The following is a 19,914-nucleotide window of genomic DNA, read 5'->3' as shown; positions in this document are numbered from 1 at the left end:
GGTTCAGGTGCCGGCCGCCGCGAGACCGGAGGCGAGCAGCGGGGCGCCGATCGACAGCACGGTCGCGGGCAGCAGACACAGGGCGGTGGGGAAGGTCAGGCGAGCGGGCAGCGCCTCCGCACGGGCGAGAGCTGCCGCGAGACGCTCGGCGCGGACGTCCCGGCCGAGACGGCGCAGCGACGGCGCGACCGGCGCACCCCACGAGATGCCGGTGCGGACGAGGGCGGCGATGCGGTCGAACCCTGCTCGCGGGGACACCGGGTGCGACGGGGCGACGCCCCGCTCGATCACGAGCGCGAGCCGCTCGAGCTGTGCGGCGTGATGAGGGAGGACGCGTGCGGTCGCTCGGAGCGCGAAGCCCGCCGGGGCGCCGGAGCTCAGGGCGGTGGCGACGAGGTCCGCGACCTCGTCGAGATCCGTCACGGCGCCGAGCCGGTCGGGACGATCGGCGGTGGCGCTGCGGAGCAGCAGCGCCGCGATCGCGGCTCCGGCCGTGAACAGACCCACGGCCAGCACCGCGACCACCCGCCCAGCGGGCGAGGCGTAGAAGCCCAGGACATCCACGCCGGTCATGGCTCCGAAGACGGGGAGCGCGAGCAGCGGCAGGACGACGAGACCGACGGCGACGGTCCGGGCTTGAGCCGTGGCGACCTGCAGTGCCCGACGTCGGCGGTCGTCGTCATCGAGCGCCGCCGCCGCCGCGTCGAGTGCGGGTAGGGCGGGCGCCCCGACCGCTCGCGCCAGTTGGAGCGCGCGGTGCAACCGCGGGTGCAGATCGGCGTCCGGGGGGACGGGAGCGCCCACCTCGAGGCGGGCACGGACCTCGTCGAGGGCGCCGCTCACGGGTGCACCCTCCGTGCGCGCGGTCGCGTCCCCGCCCTGTCCCGGGCCGCCTCGACGGTGACGATCTCGGCGAGCTGACGTGTGCCGTCCGGTCCCCGCGCCAGCGACACCACCGCATCGACGGCGGTCGCGACCTGGGCGCGGGCTGCCTCGACGGGGATCCCGGCCAGCAGCGCCATGCCCTCGAGGCGCACGAGCGCGTCCTCGGCGGAGTTGGCGTGCACGGTGGTCATCGAGCCTGCGTGGCCCGTGTTCATCGCCTGGAGCAGATCGGCGACCTCGGCGCCCCGGACCTCGCCGATGACGAGGCGGTCGGGGCGCATCCGCAGCGCGTTGCGGACGAGGCGACCGAGTCCGATCCCCGCGCCCCCGTCAGGCGTCGGCGCGGTCGTGCGGAGCATCACCGCGTGGCGGTCACCCGGGTCCAGCTCGGCGACGTCCTCGATGATGACCACCCGATCGCCGCCCACGTCTCGGACGAGGCGGCTGAGGAGCGTGGTCTTGCCGACGCCGGCGGGCCCGCTGATCACGACGTTGCGGCGCGCCTCGATCAGCTCGTGGAGGACCGCGGCGGTCCCGTGCTGGACCGTGCCAGCGGCTTCGAGATCGCCCCACGTGGGCACGAGCGTGGCGACGCGGCGGAGGGTCAAGGCCGTGGTGGGCGCCAGCGGGGGGATCACGGCGTGGAGCCGGACGCCGCCATCGAGGACGGCGTCGGCCCACGGATGCGCACGGTCGAGACGCACGCCGAGTGGGCCCAGGACCCGCTGCAGCACGTGCGTGACGTGATCTTCGTCGCGGAAGGCGGCGCCCGCCGGAGCGAGGACGCCGCGTCGCTCGACCCAGACGTCGCAGGGCCCGTTCACCAGGACGTCGGTGACGTCCGGATCGCGCAGGAGCGTCTCGAGCGGACCGAGGCCTCCGAGGTCGTCGACCAGATCGCGCACGAGGGTCGCCCAGCGTGCGGGCGCGACGATGATCCCCTCGGCAGCGAGGGCCCGTGCGACCGCGCGGCGCAGTGCCGAGCGATCACCGGGCGCGGCCGCGACCTCGGCGTCCGCGAGCAGGCGCTGTTCCACGGCCGCGCGCAGCACGGGATCGGCGGCGGGCTGGCTGGCCGGATCGACGGCGGGGTGGCGGTGTGTCACGGTCCCGGGCCGCCCCCGGCTCGGTCGCCGACACCCTACGCCCCGGATGCGGGGATGCGAGGATGGATCGGGGCGGGCTGTGGAACGAGCAGATGGTCTACGCGCCGAGGACGGGGCGCAGGACGTCCAGCCACGTGCCCGGCAGGGCTGCGGGGAGACGATCCTCCCACGCGGCACGCGCCACACGTCGGGACCACGGCACGACCACGAAGCGGCGTGTCCCGATGGCCTCGCGCACCGCTCCAGGCGGTGCGATGCCGTGATCGAGCACGACGACCGCCCCGGCCGTCGTCCGCCCGAGCGCATCGAGCCCGGCCCGGTCTCGCCGCACGACGAGCACGTCGACGTCGTGACGGACGCCGCGGTCGACGATCACGACCGCGGCCTCGCCGGGATCGAGACCGGCCACCTCGCCCGCGACGCCGAGACAACGCAGACCCGCGACGCCCGGGACCACGTTCGCCGCCGACCACGTGTGGACCCCGGCGAGATCCTCCGCCGCGACAATGGGTGTCTCCGCCGGCAGTGGCCCGCCCGGCGCCGACAGCAGCAGAACGGCCTGTCCTCCCCACGCGGCCAGGCCGGCGAGCGCCGCCGCGACGGTCGTCGTCCCCACACCGCCGGACGCCCCGCCGACCTCGATGCGATCGACGGCGCGGGGCGCGGGCGGCTGCGGGGCCAGTGCTCGCAGGGCGTCACGGTCGTCGGGCCACACCACGACGTGCGGATCCGCGCAGGCCACCGCCGCACGAGCCGCCTCGACGGCGCCGTCGCCGCTCGCGAGGAGCAGCACGTCGGCCGGGCCGGGCTCCGCGATGGCGCCGGCTACGTCCGCCACCGTCAGCCACGGCGCCTCACCTGGGTCCTGGACCGCGTACCACCCGAGCTCGGTGTCGAACCAGCGCACCAGCGCGTCCGCGTGCGGGCCAGCCAGCCTCGCCCGGTAGGGGGTCGATGGGTCCACCACGTGCTCCGCTCGGTCGGGGCGACCGTACGGGGCGGGTGCGTCGTACGGGTCGCGCGGACCGCGGCGGCTGTGGATGGCGGCCACGGTGCCGTCGTTATCCTCCGGTGAGCCCACCCGAGGATGCGCGTGGACCAGCCCCCAGAGCCGGACGAGCCGGGCGTCCCCGAGCCTGCCCCCGTTCGCTCCGAGGCGGACGAGGAGACAGCGCCAGCCTCACCCGACCGGTCGGTCATCGACCGTCTCCGCGCCGTGTTCGGTCGTGACGACGACGAGGCCGCCGCCGAGACCGAGGAGCGCTACGGACGCGAGCACGCCGACCGGCTCAGCGACGCCATGCTCGAGGAGGTGCGGGTAGGACGGACCGGGGCGACGGCGGCCGCGTTCTTCGACCTCGACAAGACCATCATCGCGCGCTCCTCGACCCTGCTCATGGGCCGGACCCTCTACCGCGACGGGCTCATCGCCCCCACGACGGTGCTGAAGGGGATGTACGCGCAGGCCGTCTACCAGCTCGTGGGCGCGGACCACAGCAAGATGGAGCAGATGCGACGGGCGCTGCTCGACCTCACCCGGGGCTGGGAGGCGGAGCGCGTCCGGCGGCTCGTGATCGAGACGATGGAGGAGGCCATCGCGCCGTACGTGTACCGCGAGGCGCTGGAGCTGTTCGAGGAGCACCGCGCGGCGGGGCGCGACATCTGGGTCGTGTCGAGCTCGGGGGAGGAGGTGGTCATCCCCTTCGCCCGCAGCCTCGGCATCCGCGACGTCATCGCGACCCGGGCAGGCGTGGACGCCGAGGGCCGCTACGACGGCACGCTGGAGTACTACGGCTACGGCCGGAACAAGGCCAACGCCGTCGCGCAGGTCGCCGAGACCCGCGGCTACGACCTGACCGGGTGCTACGCGTACTCGGACTCGATCACCGACCTGCCGTTCCTCGACACGGTCGGCCACCCGGTCGCGGTCAACCCCGACCGCGAGCTGCGCGCCGCCGCCGTCGCGATGGGCTGGGACACCCGCGACTTCCACTCCCCCGTGTCGCTACGCCAGCGCCTCCCCGACGTCCACCGCCCCCCGAACGAAGCCCTCATCATCGCCCTGGCGGTAGTGGCTGCCGCCGCCCTCGCCCGCTACCTGCTCAGAGAGAACACCAACCCCGGTTGAGGCGGGCGTGCAGTGAGGAAACCCGCGCAGATGCGGGTTGCCGGGAGAGGCCCCGTGGCCCAGAACGCCCAGTGACCACGGGCGACGTCGCCAGCGTCAGGAGCAGGCGTGCGGGTCCCCCTGCTCACCGAGCGGCCGAGACCGCGCTCTCGGCCGCGGGCGACGCGCCAAGCCCCTATCGACGACGCGGATGCGGCGTCGCAAAGGAAAGGCTCAGAAGTAGTCCCGGTGGTAGACCACCATGCCGTCGTCGTTGAGCTCGATGAAGGTCGCACGCGGCAGGTCGGACCAGCGACGCCCGCCGGCGGTGTACGACAGCATCCACTCGATGGCGATGCCGCGCCCCTCGGCGTCCTCGAACGCGCGCTTGACCTCGATGGCGAGGTCGTCCTTGCCTGCGAGGTAGTCCTTGACGTACGCCTGGATGAGCAGGTTGCCGTTGTGCGGTGGGTTGTACGGCTCGAGGTAGAGCGCATCGGCCGTGTACAGCGCGGGGACGTCGGACGTGTCCGCGCTCGTCCAGATCTCGACGATGCGGTCCCAGACCTCGCGGGCACGACCCACGTCCACCTCCGAACGACGGCTACGACCCGGCCGGCTCCGAGCCGCGCGCAGGATAGCCACGGGCCCCGAACCGACTGCAACGACGCGCCCGGCGGAGACCAAGCAGCCCCGTGGTCGGCGCCGCAGTATCCGCAGCGGGGCGCATCTCGTCACTGCGCGCACGTCCTCGTCCGCGACCTGCGCGGGGTGTCATCCACATCCGTCCCCAGATCTCTCCACAGGAGCTGGCCGTACGGACGACGCCGGTAGGCCCTCCGGGGGGTGGTGGTGGCTGGGCGCGGGTGATGCACTACGCAGCGTGACCTTCCTGGGTCATCCGCCCAGGTCCATCCCCAGTTTCCACAGCCCCTGTGGATGGGGGGTGGACGCGCGGGGTGCCGGCGGCCCCGGGCTGCCGACGGTGGACCGTGGCGCGTGGCGTCAGGCTCCCCGGCGGCGAGCCAGCAGCACGACCGCTCCCGCCAGGACCAGCAGCACGAACACCGCTGCGGCCGTGTCCGTGGCCGTCGCGGCGGCCACCCGCGCCGGCGCGGCCTCTGGCGCGTGGCTGGACCCGGCAGGTGTTCGACCATCCTGGGCGGCATCGGGCAGCGCGGGTCGGATGATCACCTCGTCGGTACCCGACAGCGTGAGCGTCACGACCTCGACGTCGGAGCCGAGACCGTTGACGTTGCCGTCCTGGTCGCGGACACCCCCGGCCGCGACGACGACCTCGTCGCCGTCGGCGAGCTGCAGCCCACTGACCGTCCACCTGCCGTCGCCCGCCGGTGTCGCCCCCACGATCTCCTCGGAGCCGTCGGTCCGCCGGATCGTGACATCGACGGCCGCCACCTCACCCTCGAACGCCCACGCCCGGAACGAGCACGTCTCGCAGACGCGCAGATCGTCGGGCACGGCCTCGCCGGTCTCGGGATCGACCAGGCCGCCGCGCCCGTCGTCGGACACGAAGGGGAAGTCGGACTCGTAGGTCCTCGGGTACAGGACCCGCTCCGTCTGAACGGTGACGACATCACCGTCGACGGAGACGGTCGGGGCGGGGATGCCGTCCCACACCGAGACCGTGAACGAGTCCGACTCGAGGTGGTAGGTGCTCCTGCCCTCGCCGAGACCACCGCTGATCACGCCGTCGATCACGAAGCGGTACTCGCCCGGAGGCGTCGATCCCAGCGCCGGGTTCGGCCCGCCCGTGAACGCCTCGAAGCTGGCGGTCCACCGCCACTCCTGGCTGCCGGTGTAGGTGTCGGCGACACCCTGCACGCCGTTGGGCATGTCCAGCATCGTCTGGACCTCGCCGGACATGTCAGCGAACGGCTGCCACGCCCCGTCGACCTCACGCTCGACGACCACGGTGGGGTTGTCGACCGCGTTGGACCCGCCCCGCCACGTGACGGTGGCGGCGTCGAAGCGGCTGACATCGCCGGGCTGGCCATCGGCGAGGATCTCCGCCGGTCCGACGTCAGCGGGCAACGCCGCGAGCCACGCTGTGTAGGCGGTGCCAGCCGCACGGCCGAGCAGCTCGCTCTGGGCGACCTGGCGGGCCTCGTCGGCGGCGAGCCGTGCCACCGTGGTCGGGTCCTGTGCGGTCATCTCCTCGACGTACGAGTAGCTCGGGTCGTTGAGGTCCCGCGCCATCCGCGTCATCCACGTCGACATGTAGTCGGCGGTGTGGGGGCCGTGGCTCGTCAGCGCCTTGCGGTAGTGGTCGTAGCCCATGTACTCGCGGTAGCTGACCGTGTAGCCGTTGTAGTCGCCGGCGTGGCCGACGCCGATGGCGAGCGCGTAGCCGGTCTGCTCGTCCAGCTCCTCGGTGGTGAAGTTGCCCTTGATCTCGGCCGGGTCGTCGGGCTCGCTGTTGGCGTACGGGGCGTAGTCGAGCTCGTCCCAGCCGTCGGCGGGGTTGTGGACCTGGGCCTGGTAGCGCTGGTACGCGGCGTCACTGAAGGTCCAGCTCCGTCCGCCGCGCGCCTCCGGGTCGGCGTACTGGCAGGTCCACTCCCCGGACTCCCCCTGGGTGCAGGTCGTGTTGGGGTCCTCGAACCAGTCGAAGCCGTCGTGCAGGTCGCCGACGACGTCGTTCGCGCGGCTCTCGAAGTTGAGGATCAGATCGACCTGGGCCTCGCACGCGCACGACGCGATGATGATGTCGCCGAGCTTGATCGCTTGCAGGCGCAGGCGCACGTTCTCCTGCACGCCGGTGAACGACGGGGCGTCGTAGTTGGCCGGGACCGGCAGGCCGTGGGCCCGCAGGTTCTCGTAGAGCGGGTCGAGCGGCGAGCCGAGCGCCCCGCTGCGGGCGCAGTCGGGCAGGCCGAGGATGGGTGAGCCGGGATCGCCCTCGACGGTCGGCTCGGTGCGGCAGTTGGAGACGCTGGGGTAGGGGTGGCTGATCGGGCCGGGCACCCAGCCGTTGATCGCACCCACCTCGAAGTGGGTGGCGTAGGGGACGTCGCCCTCGCCCTGCCCGATGGCCTCGAAGCCCTCGACGACCGCGTCGGCGAGCAGGCGCGCGCCCCGCTCGGTCTGGGCGTGTCCGATGTGGGCCCACGCGATCAGCGTGCCATCGTCCATGCGGCCGCGGTTCCAGCCGTCGTAGGGGCCCTCGGCGGAGCCGACGTCGCCCTGGCTGAACACGAGCTTCGCGCCGGTGTCGCGCTCGACGAAGCGCTCGAGCGGGGCGAGGAAGTCGGCGGTGATGAGGTCGTAGCCGTCGAGCGACTCGGGATGCTGGCCCCAGTTCATCCAGATGCCCATCGGCTCGAAGCCGTCCTCGGTGAGCCGGTCGAACCGCAGCACGGGCAGGCCCTCGTCGCCGTAATCGTTGGGGAACCCGGCGGGCGAGCCGTCGTCCGCGGTCTGCGGACGCATGATGTTGCCCTTGTAGAGCTCGTGGTGGACGGTCGTGGCGCCCATGCGCGCCGGGGCGAGGTCGATCTCAGCTTCGCGGATGGCCCGGTACATCGCCTGCGCCTGGTACTCCAGCATGCGCAGGTCCATCGCGTCCTGGAACAGCCAGACACCCCACGACGGCGTGGAGTAGTAGGGCGAGCTGTGGTTGTGGGACGCGGCGTGGAGGATGTCGTCGTAGCCGATCTGCGATCCCGGGTCGTCAGCCAGCAGCTGGCCGACGCGGCGCAGCAGCAGGTCCTGCGCCAGGTAGTTGTCCGACTTCAGCAGCGCGACGCGCTCGCCGTTGGTCCCCTCGACCACCAGCGCGCGGACCGTCAGCCGCGACTGCACCCCGTAGGAGCTGGACTTGTAGGTCGCGTGGTGGTGGGGGTCGACGTCGCCGCCGCTCACCGCGCCGGTCGGGAAGGCGAAGTCGCTGTACTGGCCGCTCGAAGCTCCGACGTGCCACGTGGCATCCGCGATGCCGACACCGGCGCGGATGCCGTCCCAGTCAGCGATGGCGTCGTCGGCCGAGGCGATGGAGACGGTCGGGGCGGCGACGAGCGCCCCGACGGTGAGGGCGGCCGCGACGAGCGGTGCGAGGAACGAGCGCATGGTCCTACCTGAGGAGGGGGGTCGGGTGGAGGCTTCGACCCCCGACCCCCTGACTCCTCCCCCGGTGGGAGCAGATCGGTGCGGCTACGCGCAGACCTGCTCCCACTCGGCAGGGGAAGCGGCCGCGGGGGTCGAAGGCTTCCCATCGTCCCTAGCTCGGAGCCTCGATGCGTCGCTTGCTCGCCGGTCTCGCCGCGTTCGCGGTTGTCGCCGCCGCCCCGGCGGTGCCCGCGGCCGAGCGGGGCGCGGTGACGCCCCGGGAGTACGTCGACCCGATGATCGGCTCCTACGCCCCGGGCTTCACCAACCCCGGTCCGGTGCTGCCTCACGGGATGGTCGGGCTCGGCCCCGACACCGCCGAGGGCCCTCTGAACTACGGCGGTTACTACATCACCAACAGCGTGATCACCGGCTTCAGTCACACCCACATGTCCGCGGGCGTGTGGCAGGGCGGACACGTGCCGCTGTTCCCGATGCACGGTGAGGTGGACGCTCGCCGCCAGTCGCACCCCGGCTCGGCCCCCATTCCCTTCTACGCCTCGCCGTTCGACCGCGCAGGGGAGGTGGCCGAGGCCGGCTACTACAGCGTCATCCTCGAGCGCTACGGGGTGATCGCCGAGCTGACCGCGACCGAGCGCACCGGCATGCACCGCTACGAGTACCCCCTCGGGGTCGCCCCGAAGGTCGTGATCGACCCGTCCCGGAGCCTGCGCGGGCTGAAGGACGCGACCGTGGCGCTGCACCCCGACGACCCGAGCCTCGTGGTGGGCACCGTCCACGACGACGTCTCGGGGCCGATGGACATCCACTACGCCGTCCGTGCCAACCAGCCCTTCACGCTGACCGACCCCGCGGGCACGGCCGTGACCTCGCTCGACGGCCAGCCGACGGCGGTGCTCGAGTTCGCTGAGGGCGTCGACGAGGTGATCGTCAAGGTCGGCATGAGCTTCACCGACATCGACGGCGCCGTCCGCAACCTCGACACCGAGAACCCGGGCTGGGACTTCGGGGCGGTCGTAGCCGACGCGGAGACGGCGTGGGACGGGGCGCTCGACGCGATCGAGATCGAGGGCGGCACCGACCTCGAACGGACCAGCTTCTACACCGCGCTGTACCACGCGCAGCTGTTCCCCAACCTGCTGTCCGACGTCGACGGCCGCTACCCCGGCGGCGACGGCGCCATCCACCACCGCGAGCGGCCGCGCTACACCCAGTTCTCGCTGTGGGACTCCAAGAACGGCCAGAACGCGCTGCTGGCGGTGATCGACCCCGAGCGCTACGAGGACATGCTGTACTCGCTGGCTGACTTCGCCGAGAAGCGCGGCCACCTTCCCCGGTGGCAGCTCGGCCCCAACGACCCCGGCTACATGTCGGGCGACCCGGTGCTGCCGTTCATCGCCGAAGGCGTGTGCCGCGGGCTGCTCGACGACCCGTCGCATGCGGCGCTGCGGGAGACGCTGCTGGCCGAGATGCTGGAACGCTACGACGCGCGCAAGCCCGCCTACCGCGACCTCGGCTACCTCCCGGTCGGCCCGCCGTCCGGGCCGACCGACCTGCTCACGGGGGGAACACGCGATGCGGGCACGACGCTCGAGTACGGCTTCGCCGACCTCGCGCTCGGTCTGGTCGCCGATCGGTGGGGCGCTGAGGAGGACCGCGACCGGGTGCTGGAGACGGCGACCAACTACCGCAACCTGCTCGACCCCGAGACCGGGTTCATCCGGCCCCGCGACGCGGACGGGACCTGGCTGGCCGACTTCTACCCCGAGAACGGCTACGGCTTCCAGGAGGGCACCTCCTGGCAGTACTCGTGGCTCGCGATGCAGGACCTCGCGGGGCTGGTCGGCGGCATGGCCGATGCCGGCGTCGACGTCGAGCAGCGCCTCGACGCCTTCTTCGGGCTGCCGCTGACCGGGACCATCCCCGTCGCGTGGCCGAAGGTGCAGAACCAAGCGACCGTGTTCGGCATCTTCTACTACGGCAACCAGTACGCCCCGGGCAACGAGCACGACCTCGAAGCGCCGTACCTCTACAACTGGGTCGGGGCGCCATGGAAGACCCAGGCGGTGGCTCGTGGCGTCGCCTCGCTCTTCACGCCGACCTACGACGGCCTGCCGGGCAACGACGACCTCGGGGCGCTGTCGGGGTGGCTCGTCTGGACGATGCTGGGCGTGTTCCCCATCACGCCCGGCGCCCCGATCTACACCGTCGGCTCACCCACGTTCGAGCGCGCCACGATCCACCGCCCCGACGGCGACCTCGTCATCGAGGCGCCCGGCGCGAACTTCGCCGCGAAGTACGTGCAGAGCGCGAGCCTCGACGGGGCGCCGCTCGAACGCACCTGGTTCGCCGAGTCCGAGGTCGCGGACGGCGGCACCGTCTCCTTCGAGATGGGCGTCGCGCCGAGCGAGTGGGGCACCGGCGCGGGCGCCGCCCCGCCGAGCCTGTCCACCCACGACCTCGCCGCCTTCGGCTGCCGCGCCTGACCGCAGCGGGTGCAGATCGACCCGCCTACCGGGTCCAGATGCACACGCTGAGGTGGTCCACCATGCAGCGGGTGCAGATCGACCCGCCTACCGGGTCCAGATGCACACGCTGAGGTTCAAGTGCAGGAGATGGCGGGGCGGGCGACGAAGTACCCGGGGTAACCCCTCTCCTCAGCCGGAGCACGCCCCGATGCGCCCCGTCCGCCTCACCCTCGTCCTCGCGCTTGCCGCGTCCACGCTCGGTTCCGCCGCCGCAACCGGCGACCTCGCGGACACGCGTGGCGCCGAGGCCGCGGGGCCCGAGGAGGTGGTCACCGAGCTGCTGCCCGACGACCCCGCATCGATCGCGACCGACCCGGTCCGCGACACCGAACCGGTCGTCCTGACCGGGGATTCGTTCCCGACGTGGTCCGTCCCCGCCGACCAGTCCGTGCACCCGGGGTCCGCGGACGGCAAGCGCTGCGCTGGCGGTATCGACGAGACGCCGGTCACGCCCGATGATCCGTGCACGACCAACACGTACGAGGACCCGTGGGTCTCCAGCGGGGCGCTCGCACCCGTCAGCGGCCCACCGACGGACCGCATCCTCGGCTACCGCTGGACCGGCGAGGCGTTCGAGCAGATCCCGCTGCAGGTCGACGAGATGTTCCCGCGGTTCCTGTCCAACAACCGCAGCGGGTTCGCCTTCTACTCCGAGACCGACCAGCACCTGAGCTACGCGTTCGACCGCGAGGGCTTCCGCTGGCGCGCCAGCCACCCCGACGACCCCTGCCTCGCGATGCCCGACAGCGACGTCGCGGTCGACCCGGTGCAGGGACTCGACAGCGACGACGAGATCGTGTTCATGGCACGTGATGCCGGCGAGCCGGCACCCCCGACCGCTCCGACGCCGCCAGGCATCCTCGCGATGCACGACATCGCACTGACCGACCCCCACTCCGGCGTCACCAGCTACGTCTACGTCGGTCTCACCGAGACGGGCGGCCCCGCCCCGGCGTTCGACGCCACCAGCGGCTACGTCCGCTACGAGCGCGACCCCGACGCCAACGTGTTCCTGTTCAGCGAGTCGAGCTACGAGAACTACGGGGCGGCGCTGCCCGGCCCCTACCACGACCCCGCGACCGGCGAGTGCATCGGCGACGACGAGGGCGAGGAGATCCGCCAGCGCCGCCCCGGCGACCAGGCCACCATCACGACGCCCCGCTACCGCTTCCGCTACGAGGGTCGCTGGCTCATGACCGAGATCTCGGTCTCGGAGGATGAGGAGGGCGACTGGACCTACGGCACCGACCTGCTCGACCAGTGGAAGGCGCGCGCGTTCCAGCAGCGCCCCGGCGGCGAGACCCCCTGCTGCGGCTACGAGGAGGAGGTCAACAACTGGGGCGGCTCGAGCCAGCTGATGGGCGAGCGCTCCGGCCCGGTCCGCACGATCCGCGAGACGTGGGGCGCCGACTCCGGCACCAACGTCGTGCGGCGCGAGATCTTCTACCGCGACGAGATCCGCTGGATCAACTTCCTGCGGGTCCACGTCATCCCACCGCTCGACGGCATCTACGTCCAGCTGGACTACAACGCCGATGCCGTGTCGCGCTACTACAACCCGAACAACGCCGATGGCGTCGCGATCGACGGCATCGACGACGAGGTCTTCGGCAACAGCCACCTCCACGTGGGCGACGACGGGTTCCGTTTCGATGACCCATGGGTGAACGAGCGCAACCCGCTGGGTGGTCCTGTCACCGTGGGCGACCCCGACCCGAACGGGTGCAGCGGCGAGTGCGTCCACAACGACATCGACACCACCGATCCGTGGTTCAGCGGGCCCAGCGGCAACCTGCACTGGGAGCAGATCGCGGGGGAGCACGGGACGCTGGTCACGCGTTGGTCGCTGAAGGAGATCACCCCCGGAGCGGCCCAGAGCGTCTTCGCCACGCCCTACTACCGCGACGACGCGTGTTTCGACGACGGCACCGGCTCGTCGCCCGGTCCCCACCTCCGCAGTCGCAAGGTCGACAGCGGCGAGTTCGCGACCTGGCGAGAGCTCGACCCCGAGACCGGCGAGGAGGTCGGTGAGCCGCTGCCACGCGAGTGCTGGGACGCCCAGCGCCACGCCGAGGACCCCGACTACGCCCGTTACCTCACCGAGAACCCACGGCGGTTCTGGCAGGGATCGATCGGCACGCACGGCCTGCATCTGCTGCTCGTGGCGGAGTCGGACAACGCGATGACCACGCAGCCACTGACCGAGATCGACAGCGAGCAGCGCATGGTCGTGCTGGCTCCGACGCTCGACAACGTCGGCGAGGCCTACGGCCGCAGCTTCGAGAAGCCCCTCGTCGCCGCCGTGACGGGTCTCCGCAGCCCCTGACCTCGGCCCCGGCGCACGCGCGCCCCGCCCCCGCTGCGTGGAGACCTGGCCTCACATCTGAGCACAACTCCACACGGAGCCCAGGCCGCGGGAGATCGACGGAGCGGATGCGCCGTCGCCAGAGGCAGGACAACGGGACCCGAACGGAGAAGCACCCACCGAACCGCCACACGAGACGCGTCGGGGCGGATCCCTCGACGCGGCAGCCGGAGGGGGAACCCGTGCGCACGCTCCGTCCCATCATCGTCACCGCTGTCGCGGCGCTCGCTGCGGCGCTCCTGCCGCTGGCCGCGTCCGGGCAGGAGACCACCCCGCCGACGACCGAGTTCGAGGACAACGGCGGGGCGGACTGGACCAGCCACCAGGGCGAGCTCGACTTCCTCGACGCGGTCGCAGCCGGATCGTCTCGCGTCCGGTTGGAGGTACTCGGCCACACGCTCCACGAGCGACCGCTGCACCTCGTCACGATCGGTGCTACCGCCCCGCGAACGGCAGAGGAGGCACTCGAGTCCAAGGAGCCGGTCGTCCTGTTCGTGTGCACGCAGCACGGGAACGAGCCGGCGGGGCGCGAGGCCTGTCTGATCCACCTCCGCGACCTTGCGTTCACCGACGACCCGACGCTGATCCGGCAGATGCAGCACCAGACGATCCTGTTCATACCCACCGCGAACCCCGACGGCCGCGCCGTCAACAACCGGCGGAACTCCCAGGGCATCGACATCAACCGGGATCACATGCAGCTGCGGACGGCCGAGGGGCAGGCCATCGCGGAAGTCATCCGTGACTGGCAGCCGGACGCCGCCGCCGATCTGCACGAATACGGCCCATCCGTCCCGGTGTTCTACGACGACGAGGTCCTGTACCTGTGGCCGCGCAACCTCAACGCCCACGAGGGCGTGCGCGCACTGGCACGCACGCTCGCCGAGGACTACGTCGCCAAGGGTGTCGAGGAAGACGGCTACACCGCTGGCGAGTACGGCCGCTACCGCGCGCTCGAGGACGACTACCACGTGACGCAGACGGCCGGCGACTGGGATGATGGCATCGCCCGCAACGCCCTTGGCCTGCGTCACGTCGCCAGCATCCTCCTCGAGACCGCGGTGACGCAGAACCCCAACAACGGCACCGGCGACCTGAACACCGCGGGGCTGCAGAACCGTCGCGTCAACGCTCACGTCGACGCGATCGACGAGACCCTACGGTTCATGCGCGACCTCGGCGCGGCGGTGGCGACACAGAGCGAGAAGGCCAAGGAAGAGAAGGCGCAGGAGGGCGCCGACCGGAACGTCCCGCTGTTCTTCAACGGCCAGGACGAGGACACGACCATCGACGGCATGGTCCTCGGCAGCCGTGAGGAGTCGACCTCGTACGCCGACCCGCCGCCCTGCGGCTACGTGCTCGACGCTGAGCAAGCCCAGGATGCGGCGGTGGCGCTCGCACTCCACGGCATCGCCACCGAGCCCATGGAGGGCGGCGGCGTGTTCGTCTCGATGGCACAGGCCGCTGAGCCCATCATCGGCCTCCTGCTCGACGGGCGTGCGAAACGCGAGCGGGTCGCCGCCACGCCGGTAGAGCTCTGCGGCGAGGTCGCGGTCATCGAGGCTCGCGAGAGCGCCACTGCGGGCCCTGCCCTCGCTGACGCGCCCGTCCGCGCGCACCTCATCGGCGCCTGAGCGAAGGAAGGCGATCACCCCATGCGCACCCGACTGCCCGCCGCACTCACCGGCCTCGCCGCGCTGTCGGTGGCGTTCGCCCCACTCGGGGCGGACACGACCGCGGTCCCGACGCCCGCGCGGAGCACCGCGCCATCGGTCGCATCCGACCACCTCGCCGAGGAGGTCCCACAAGATGGACTGACCGACTTCCCAGCCCCGGTCGATCCCGAGTCGTGGGAGCTGCCCGAGTGGCAGACGTGGGACGACTACACCCCGATCCCTGGCGTCGACTGGAACGAGCCGCCCCGTCAACCGGTGAAGAAGATCCGCGCCGCCCTGCTCCTGGGTGACTTCCAGGACCGCGAGTTCATCGTCACCGAGCCCGAGGGCTCGGACCTGTTCGGCATCGACGGCGTCCACAACCCCATCGGCGTCGGCGACATCCCACGCGAGGAGGTCGGCGACTGGTACGCGGACTTCCTCATCCGTGAACCGTCGGAGCTCAACCACGGCCACACCGTCAACGAGTACTGGCTCGAGGACTCCTACGGGCTCGTCGGCGTGGACGCCGACGCGTTCGGTCCCTACCGGATGGAGGGCAAGGAGCACGAGTACGGCCTGAGTGACGTCGGCGGCGCTGGCGGTTCGTGCCCGGCAGGTGACTCCTGCAACAAGAACTTCGACACCGAGCTGCTGGAGGCGTCGCTCGCCGACACCGTCACCGGGATGGCCACCAACGGCGGCCACGACTACGACTTCCGCTGGCTCCTCCACGCCGGCTACGACGAGTCCGGGGTGTGGGAGGAGTTCGGTCGCATGATGTTCGCGACCCCCGAGGAGGTCACCGAGGAGTTCGGCAACCCCGACGAGTCCAAGCCCAACTGGGCCAACACGCGCTACATCGACTGGACCTCGTTCGCCGCGGCGAAGTCGATCTGGTCGCACGCGATCCCGGGTGTGATGTCGACCCAGGGCGAGAGCGACGGTCAGTCGACCTTCGCGCACGAACTCAGCCACATCTTCGGCGTGCTGGACAACTACAACAACCCGTTCGGCAACCCGGTCCGGCGCAGCTACTCGGGGCCGTGGGACATGCTCAGCCGCGGAACGTTCAACGGTCCCGGCGGCACCCACAACCGGTGGCAGATCCCGCCCAACCAGGGCGGTTCGATGGGTAGCCACCACATGCTGCGCAACAAGCTGCGCCTGGGTTTCATGAAGCCCAACGAGGTGCTGTTCCTCGAGCGTGACTCGCTGTCGCGTGCCGGCGTCATCGCGGTCGACATCTTCCCGCGCGCCTACCCGCTCGCGCCGATCACGACCGACGTCGGCCTGCACGGGATCCAGATCGTGCTCGACCGCGACGAGTCGCCATCGTGTTCGACCGCGCAGCAGCACGATTGTGACGGTGGCGGTTACCACAACTACACGGTCGAGGCGGTCGACCGCATCGGTTACGACTCGTTCCTGACCGACCGCGGTGTGTTGATCGCCAAGACCAAGAACGCCGACCTCGCGCCCTTCATCTGGGTCAAGGACTCGCACCCCGAGGACATCAACGCTCGCACCGGCGTGGGCGAGCACGAGGGCCGCGAGATCTTCGACTACATCACGCCGACCGGCGAGGAGTTCCCGATCTCGCTCGGCGACTACCGCCAGCTCGCGGACGCGACCTTCCGCGCCGGCACCGGCGAGGGCGTCGTCGACGAGTACGTCGACGAGGCCAACCAGCTGCACTTCTACGTCCTCGACACGACGGTCGGTGACGACGGCGTGCGCACCTACCGCGTCGCGGTCCGCCATCTCGACGACCAGTCACCGTTCACACGGGGCGTCGAGACAGCCACGGGCCAGGACGGCAGTGCCACCCCGGGCAACGTCGCCCGTGTGACGTTCGCCGTGACCAACACCGGCAACGGCATCGACCTGTTCCGGCTCGCAGCCGCGACCACACAGGGCTGGCAGGTCCAGCTCCAGCACGACGTCGTCGAGGTGGGCATCGGCGAGACCGTCGAGGTCCCCGTGTTCGTGCGGGTGCCCGACGGCGACGAGCCGCCCACCGCCGATGACCTGACCCTGACCGTGACGTCCGAGACGGGTGGGCAGTCGGCGACCGCCACCGCCCGCGTGACCCCCACTTCCTGAGGGAGATCGAACCGATGAAGGCAACGCGCACCACGCTCCTCGTACTGCTCGTCCTGGCCGTCGGCCTGGTGGGCTTCGTGCCCGCCACGCAGTCGACGCAGCCGTCGCAGCAGCAGGAGCAGATGGCCCTCCGCGACGACGCGGACTGGAGCGAGCACTACTTCCCGTCCTACGACGGGATCACCAACCTCCACGCCGACGTCCTCCGCCCCAAGGGGCTCGACCTCACGGACACCAACCCCACACCGGTGATCCTGACCGTGAGCCCGTACACGAACCACAACGGCTCCACGCTCGACGTCGACCCGTTCGGCGAAGGGCCCAACCCGCGGTTCTACGACTTCCTGGATCTGAGCGGCGCCCTGACGAAGGGCTACACGTACGTCATGGTCGACCTGCCGGGCAACGGCGGCTCCGGCGGCTGCAACGACTGGGGTGGCGAGCGCGAGCAGGGCGCGGTCCGGGCGGCGGTCGAGTGGGCCGCGAGCCAGCCGTGGTCGACGGGCAAGGTCGCGCTGCTCGGCAAGAGCTACGACGGCTGGACCGGGCTGATGGGCATCGACGAGCAGCCCGATGGCCTCGCGGCGGTGCTGTCGCTCGAGCCGGTCTACTCGGGCTACAAGTACATCTTCATGAACGGGGTCCAGCGCCCCAACTGGCTGCTCACCATCGGCCTGTTCCAAGCGATCGACGCCAAGCCCGGGCGCCCCAGCGACACGCCGCAGTACCACGTGAACGGCGCACCGCAGGGCTACTGCTACGCGACCAACATCGGGCTGAGTGCCGATAACCGGGAGAACAGCGATTACTGGACCGAGCGCGACCTGCTGCGGACCACCTCCGGCAAGAACACGCCGCTGTTCCTGACACAGGGCTTCCTCGAGACCAACACACGGTCAGACGGAGCCTTCCAGTACTTCAACGGCCTGACCGCGACCCAGAACCGGGCGTGGTACGGCCAGTTCGACCACTGCCGCGCGTGGGAGACCCAGGCCGCGTGCGACAACCCGGGCAGCACGCAGGACAGCCCCATGGCCGTCGGCCGCGCCGACTTCATCGAGCAGGCCATGCGCTTCCTCGACGAGCACCTCAAGGGCGTGGAGCCGCCGATCGACGACCCCGCCATCGAGGTCCAGGACATCCTCGGTCGTTGGCGTGCCGAGCAAGCGTGGCCGCCGGCCGACGCCGTCCTCTACGGCACCGAGCTCAACGCCGGCTCGTACACCGACAACGGCAGCGGCAGCGGCCTGTCGCCCTCCGCGAGCCAGGGCGTGTGGACCATCAGCCAGCCCCTGCCACACGCCGTGTGGCTCTCGGGCGAGCCGACCGCCTCGATCAACGTAGACACGGTCCCGAACGCGAACGTGACCGTGAACGTGTACGACATCGGGCCCGACGGCCGCACACGGATGATCTCGCGCGGGACGTCGCTAGTGCGAGGGACGGTGCCAGGGCAACGCAACGTCAGCTTCACCATGTACGGACAGGACTGGCCGATCCCGGCCGGTCACCGGATCGGAGTGCTGGTGAGCAGCGCCAACAGCGAGGAGTACCGCAACATCGGGACGCGTCAGACCGTCGACGTTCTCGCCGGTAGCTCGATCACCTTGCCGTTCCTGACGTTCGAGCGCGACGAGTTCGTCTCCAGCGACGGCACGACCCCCCGCCTGCAGTCCTTCATGGGCAGTGGCACCAGCCTGCCGGCGGGTCTCATCGACAGCGCGCAGCGGGACTTCAACTTGCCCGCTCCCCTCCAGGAGCGCTGACCGGCCGATCTCCAGACCCCCCATGACGCCCCCGCCTCCCCCCGGCGGGGGCGTCGCCCTTGCTCTGGCGACGCTGCATCCGCAGCGTCGATCCACATCCTCGCACGGTCCGGACGGCGGTGGCCGGGGAGACCGGGACGACGTAGGGTCGCGGCGTTGCCGTCCGGTTGGGAGGACGAGCGTGGGAGAGCCATCCACTTCGGCCCTCGGCACCACGCAGGATCCGGGTTGGCGCCCCGCGTTGTCCGGCCTGTTACTCCTGTTCGTGCCGTTCGTGCACCTCGTGCGCATGCGCGCTCTGCGGAAGGACGACGCGTCCACGCCGAGCATCACCCAGCTGCGCAGCGTGTTCCTCTCGTTCGGGGCGTCGAACGCGCTGTTCCTCGTCGTGCTGCTGTTCATCTTCCCGTCGGACGAGCCGGCCCAGGCCAGCACCGGGGCGGTCGCTGCCGGTGTCGTCGGTCTCGGCATCGTGGCGCTGGGTGGCGTGTGGTGGGCGCGCCGCCTCCCGCTGGACTGCTCCGGAGCATCGGAGCTGGCACGCTCCTACTCGACATGGATGTTCCTCGGGATCGCCTTCGCCGAGAGCGCGGCCCTGTTCGGTTTCGTCGGCAGCTTCCTGGTCGAGGCGCTGTGGCCGTACCTGATCGGCCTGGTCCTCGCCGCGATCGGCTTGGCATCGATCGCACCCACGCGCGGGGACATCGAGCGTCGCGAGGCCACGTTACGAGCGAGCGGCTGTGACCGCTCGCTCGCGGCAGCCATCTACGGCCAAGCGGAGTGATCGACGCTACGCAGGTCCGGGCCGGCGGCCGAGCGCGTCGGGGACCGGCATCGTGAAGCCGGGGAAACGCACCGCATCGAGCAGCATCGGCGGCTCGTAGACGCGCCGCTTACCCACGAGGTCCGTGTGTCGCGTCGACGGCGACGACACCTCCACCACCAGGCTCGGCGCGCCCCGCACGAACCGGTCCTCGTCGGGGTCGACCTCGGAGGCGACGATCAGCACGACATCTGGCTCCAGCAGGGTCTCGTCCGTGGCCCGGACATCGGTCGGAGCGGGCAGGACCTGCCCACCGTGCTCCCGCGTGTAACCGACGAACGCGTGGACGATGTTCGCGACCGCGAGTTGGTGGCGCTTCACCGGCGCTGGGGTCACGAGCAGCTCCCCGTCGATCAGCTCGTAGCGGTTGCGATCGCCCTCGGGGAAGCGTGCGAGGTCCGCGTACGTCAGCCCGGTCGTGCCGGCCGGTGGCGGCTGCATCAGGCGACCTTCCATGCCCGTGACCCTACGACCGGAAGCGTACGCC

At 71.2% G+C, this 19,914-nt stretch carries 13 protein-coding genes; 7 read left to right on the top strand and 6 right to left on the bottom strand.

Annotated elements, in window-relative coordinates; genetic code table 11:
• Positions 1-3: 3 nt before the first annotated feature.
• The 3 genes from KY469_07350 to KY469_07340 form a co-directional block, all read right to left on the bottom strand.
• On the bottom strand, positions 4-843 hold the full coding sequence (locus KY469_07350) for a type II secretion system F family protein (protein MBW3662900.1): 840 nt from the start codon (positions 841-843) through the stop codon (positions 4-6).
• The gene (gene tadA, locus KY469_07345) at positions 840-1,991 is read right to left on the bottom strand and encodes a Flp pilus assembly complex ATPase component TadA (protein ID MBW3662899.1); all 1,152 of its coding nucleotides are present in this window, start codon (positions 1,989-1,991) and stop codon (positions 840-842) included. Before tadA ends, KY469_07350 begins: the two co-directional genes overlap by 4 nt.
• A 97-nt stretch (positions 1,992-2,088) precedes the next feature.
• Entirely contained in the window at positions 2,089-2,955 is an 867-nt protein-coding gene (locus KY469_07340; GenBank protein MBW3662898.1) for a hypothetical protein, read from the bottom strand.
• 336 nt (positions 2,956-3,291) lie between these two features.
• Between KY469_07340 and KY469_07335 the strand changes: the two genes are divergently transcribed.
• Positions 3,292-4,119: an HAD-IB family hydrolase gene (locus KY469_07335; protein ID MBW3662897.1), complete on the top strand. Its 828-nt coding sequence runs from the start codon at positions 3,292-3,294 to the stop codon at positions 4,117-4,119.
• 213 nt (positions 4,120-4,332) lie between these two features.
• On the opposite strand, the gene KY469_07330 is transcribed toward KY469_07335, so the two are convergent.
• The gene (locus KY469_07330; protein MBW3662896.1) at positions 4,333-4,683 is read right to left on the bottom strand and encodes a nuclear transport factor 2 family protein; all 351 of its coding nucleotides are present in this window, start codon (positions 4,681-4,683) and stop codon (positions 4,333-4,335) included.
• Positions 4,684-5,103: 420 nt separating this feature from the next.
• A complete protein-coding gene (locus KY469_07325; GenBank protein ID MBW3662895.1) occupies positions 5,104-8,184 on the bottom strand; it encodes a neutral/alkaline non-lysosomal ceramidase N-terminal domain-containing protein in 3,081 nt (1,026 codons plus the stop codon).
• Positions 8,185-8,351: 167 nt separating this feature from the next.
• On the opposite strand from KY469_07325, the gene KY469_07320 reads away from it, so the two are divergent.
• The 6 genes from KY469_07320 (at position 8,352) to KY469_07295 (ending at position 19,388) form a co-directional block, all read left to right on the top strand.
• A complete protein-coding gene (locus tag KY469_07320; GenBank protein ID MBW3662894.1) occupies positions 8,352-10,670 on the top strand; it encodes a GH92 family glycosyl hydrolase in 2,319 nt (772 codons plus the stop codon).
• A gap of 190 nt (positions 10,671-10,860) precedes the next feature.
• Positions 10,861-13,038: a hypothetical protein gene (locus KY469_07315; protein ID MBW3662893.1), complete on the top strand. Its 2,178-nt coding sequence runs from the start codon at positions 10,861-10,863 to the stop codon at positions 13,036-13,038.
• A 221-nt stretch (positions 13,039-13,259) separates the two neighbouring features.
• Positions 13,260-14,711, top strand: coding sequence for a carboxypeptidase (locus KY469_07310; protein ID MBW3662892.1), 1,452 nt, complete (start codon positions 13,260-13,262; stop codon positions 14,709-14,711).
• A gap of 21 nt (positions 14,712-14,732) precedes the next feature.
• Positions 14,733-16,838, top strand: coding sequence for a hypothetical protein (locus tag KY469_07305; GenBank protein ID MBW3662891.1), 2,106 nt, complete (start codon positions 14,733-14,735; stop codon positions 16,836-16,838).
• Between the two features lie 14 nt (positions 16,839-16,852).
• Positions 16,853-18,604 (top strand): CocE/NonD family hydrolase, encoded by a 1,752-nt coding sequence (locus KY469_07300; GenBank protein MBW3662890.1) that lies wholly within the window; start codon positions 16,853-16,855, stop codon positions 18,602-18,604.
• A 181-nt stretch (positions 18,605-18,785) separates the two neighbouring features.
• Positions 18,786-19,388: a hypothetical protein gene (locus KY469_07295; protein MBW3662889.1), complete on the top strand. Its 603-nt coding sequence runs from the start codon at positions 18,786-18,788 to the stop codon at positions 19,386-19,388.
• Between the two features lie 6 nt (positions 19,389-19,394).
• Here KY469_07295 and KY469_07290 read toward each other — a convergent pair whose 3' ends face one another.
• Complete coding sequence (locus tag KY469_07290; GenBank protein MBW3662888.1) at positions 19,395-19,883, bottom strand: Uma2 family endonuclease; 489 nt, start codon at positions 19,881-19,883, stop codon at positions 19,395-19,397.
• Positions 19,884-19,914 lie beyond the last annotated feature (31 nt).

It is taken from the genome of Actinomycetota bacterium (assembly GCA_019347575.1).
GTDB lineage: Bacteria > Actinomycetota > Nitriliruptoria > Nitriliruptorales > Nitriliruptoraceae > JAHWKY01.
This window is presented reverse-complemented; position numbering and strand designations above follow the sequence as displayed.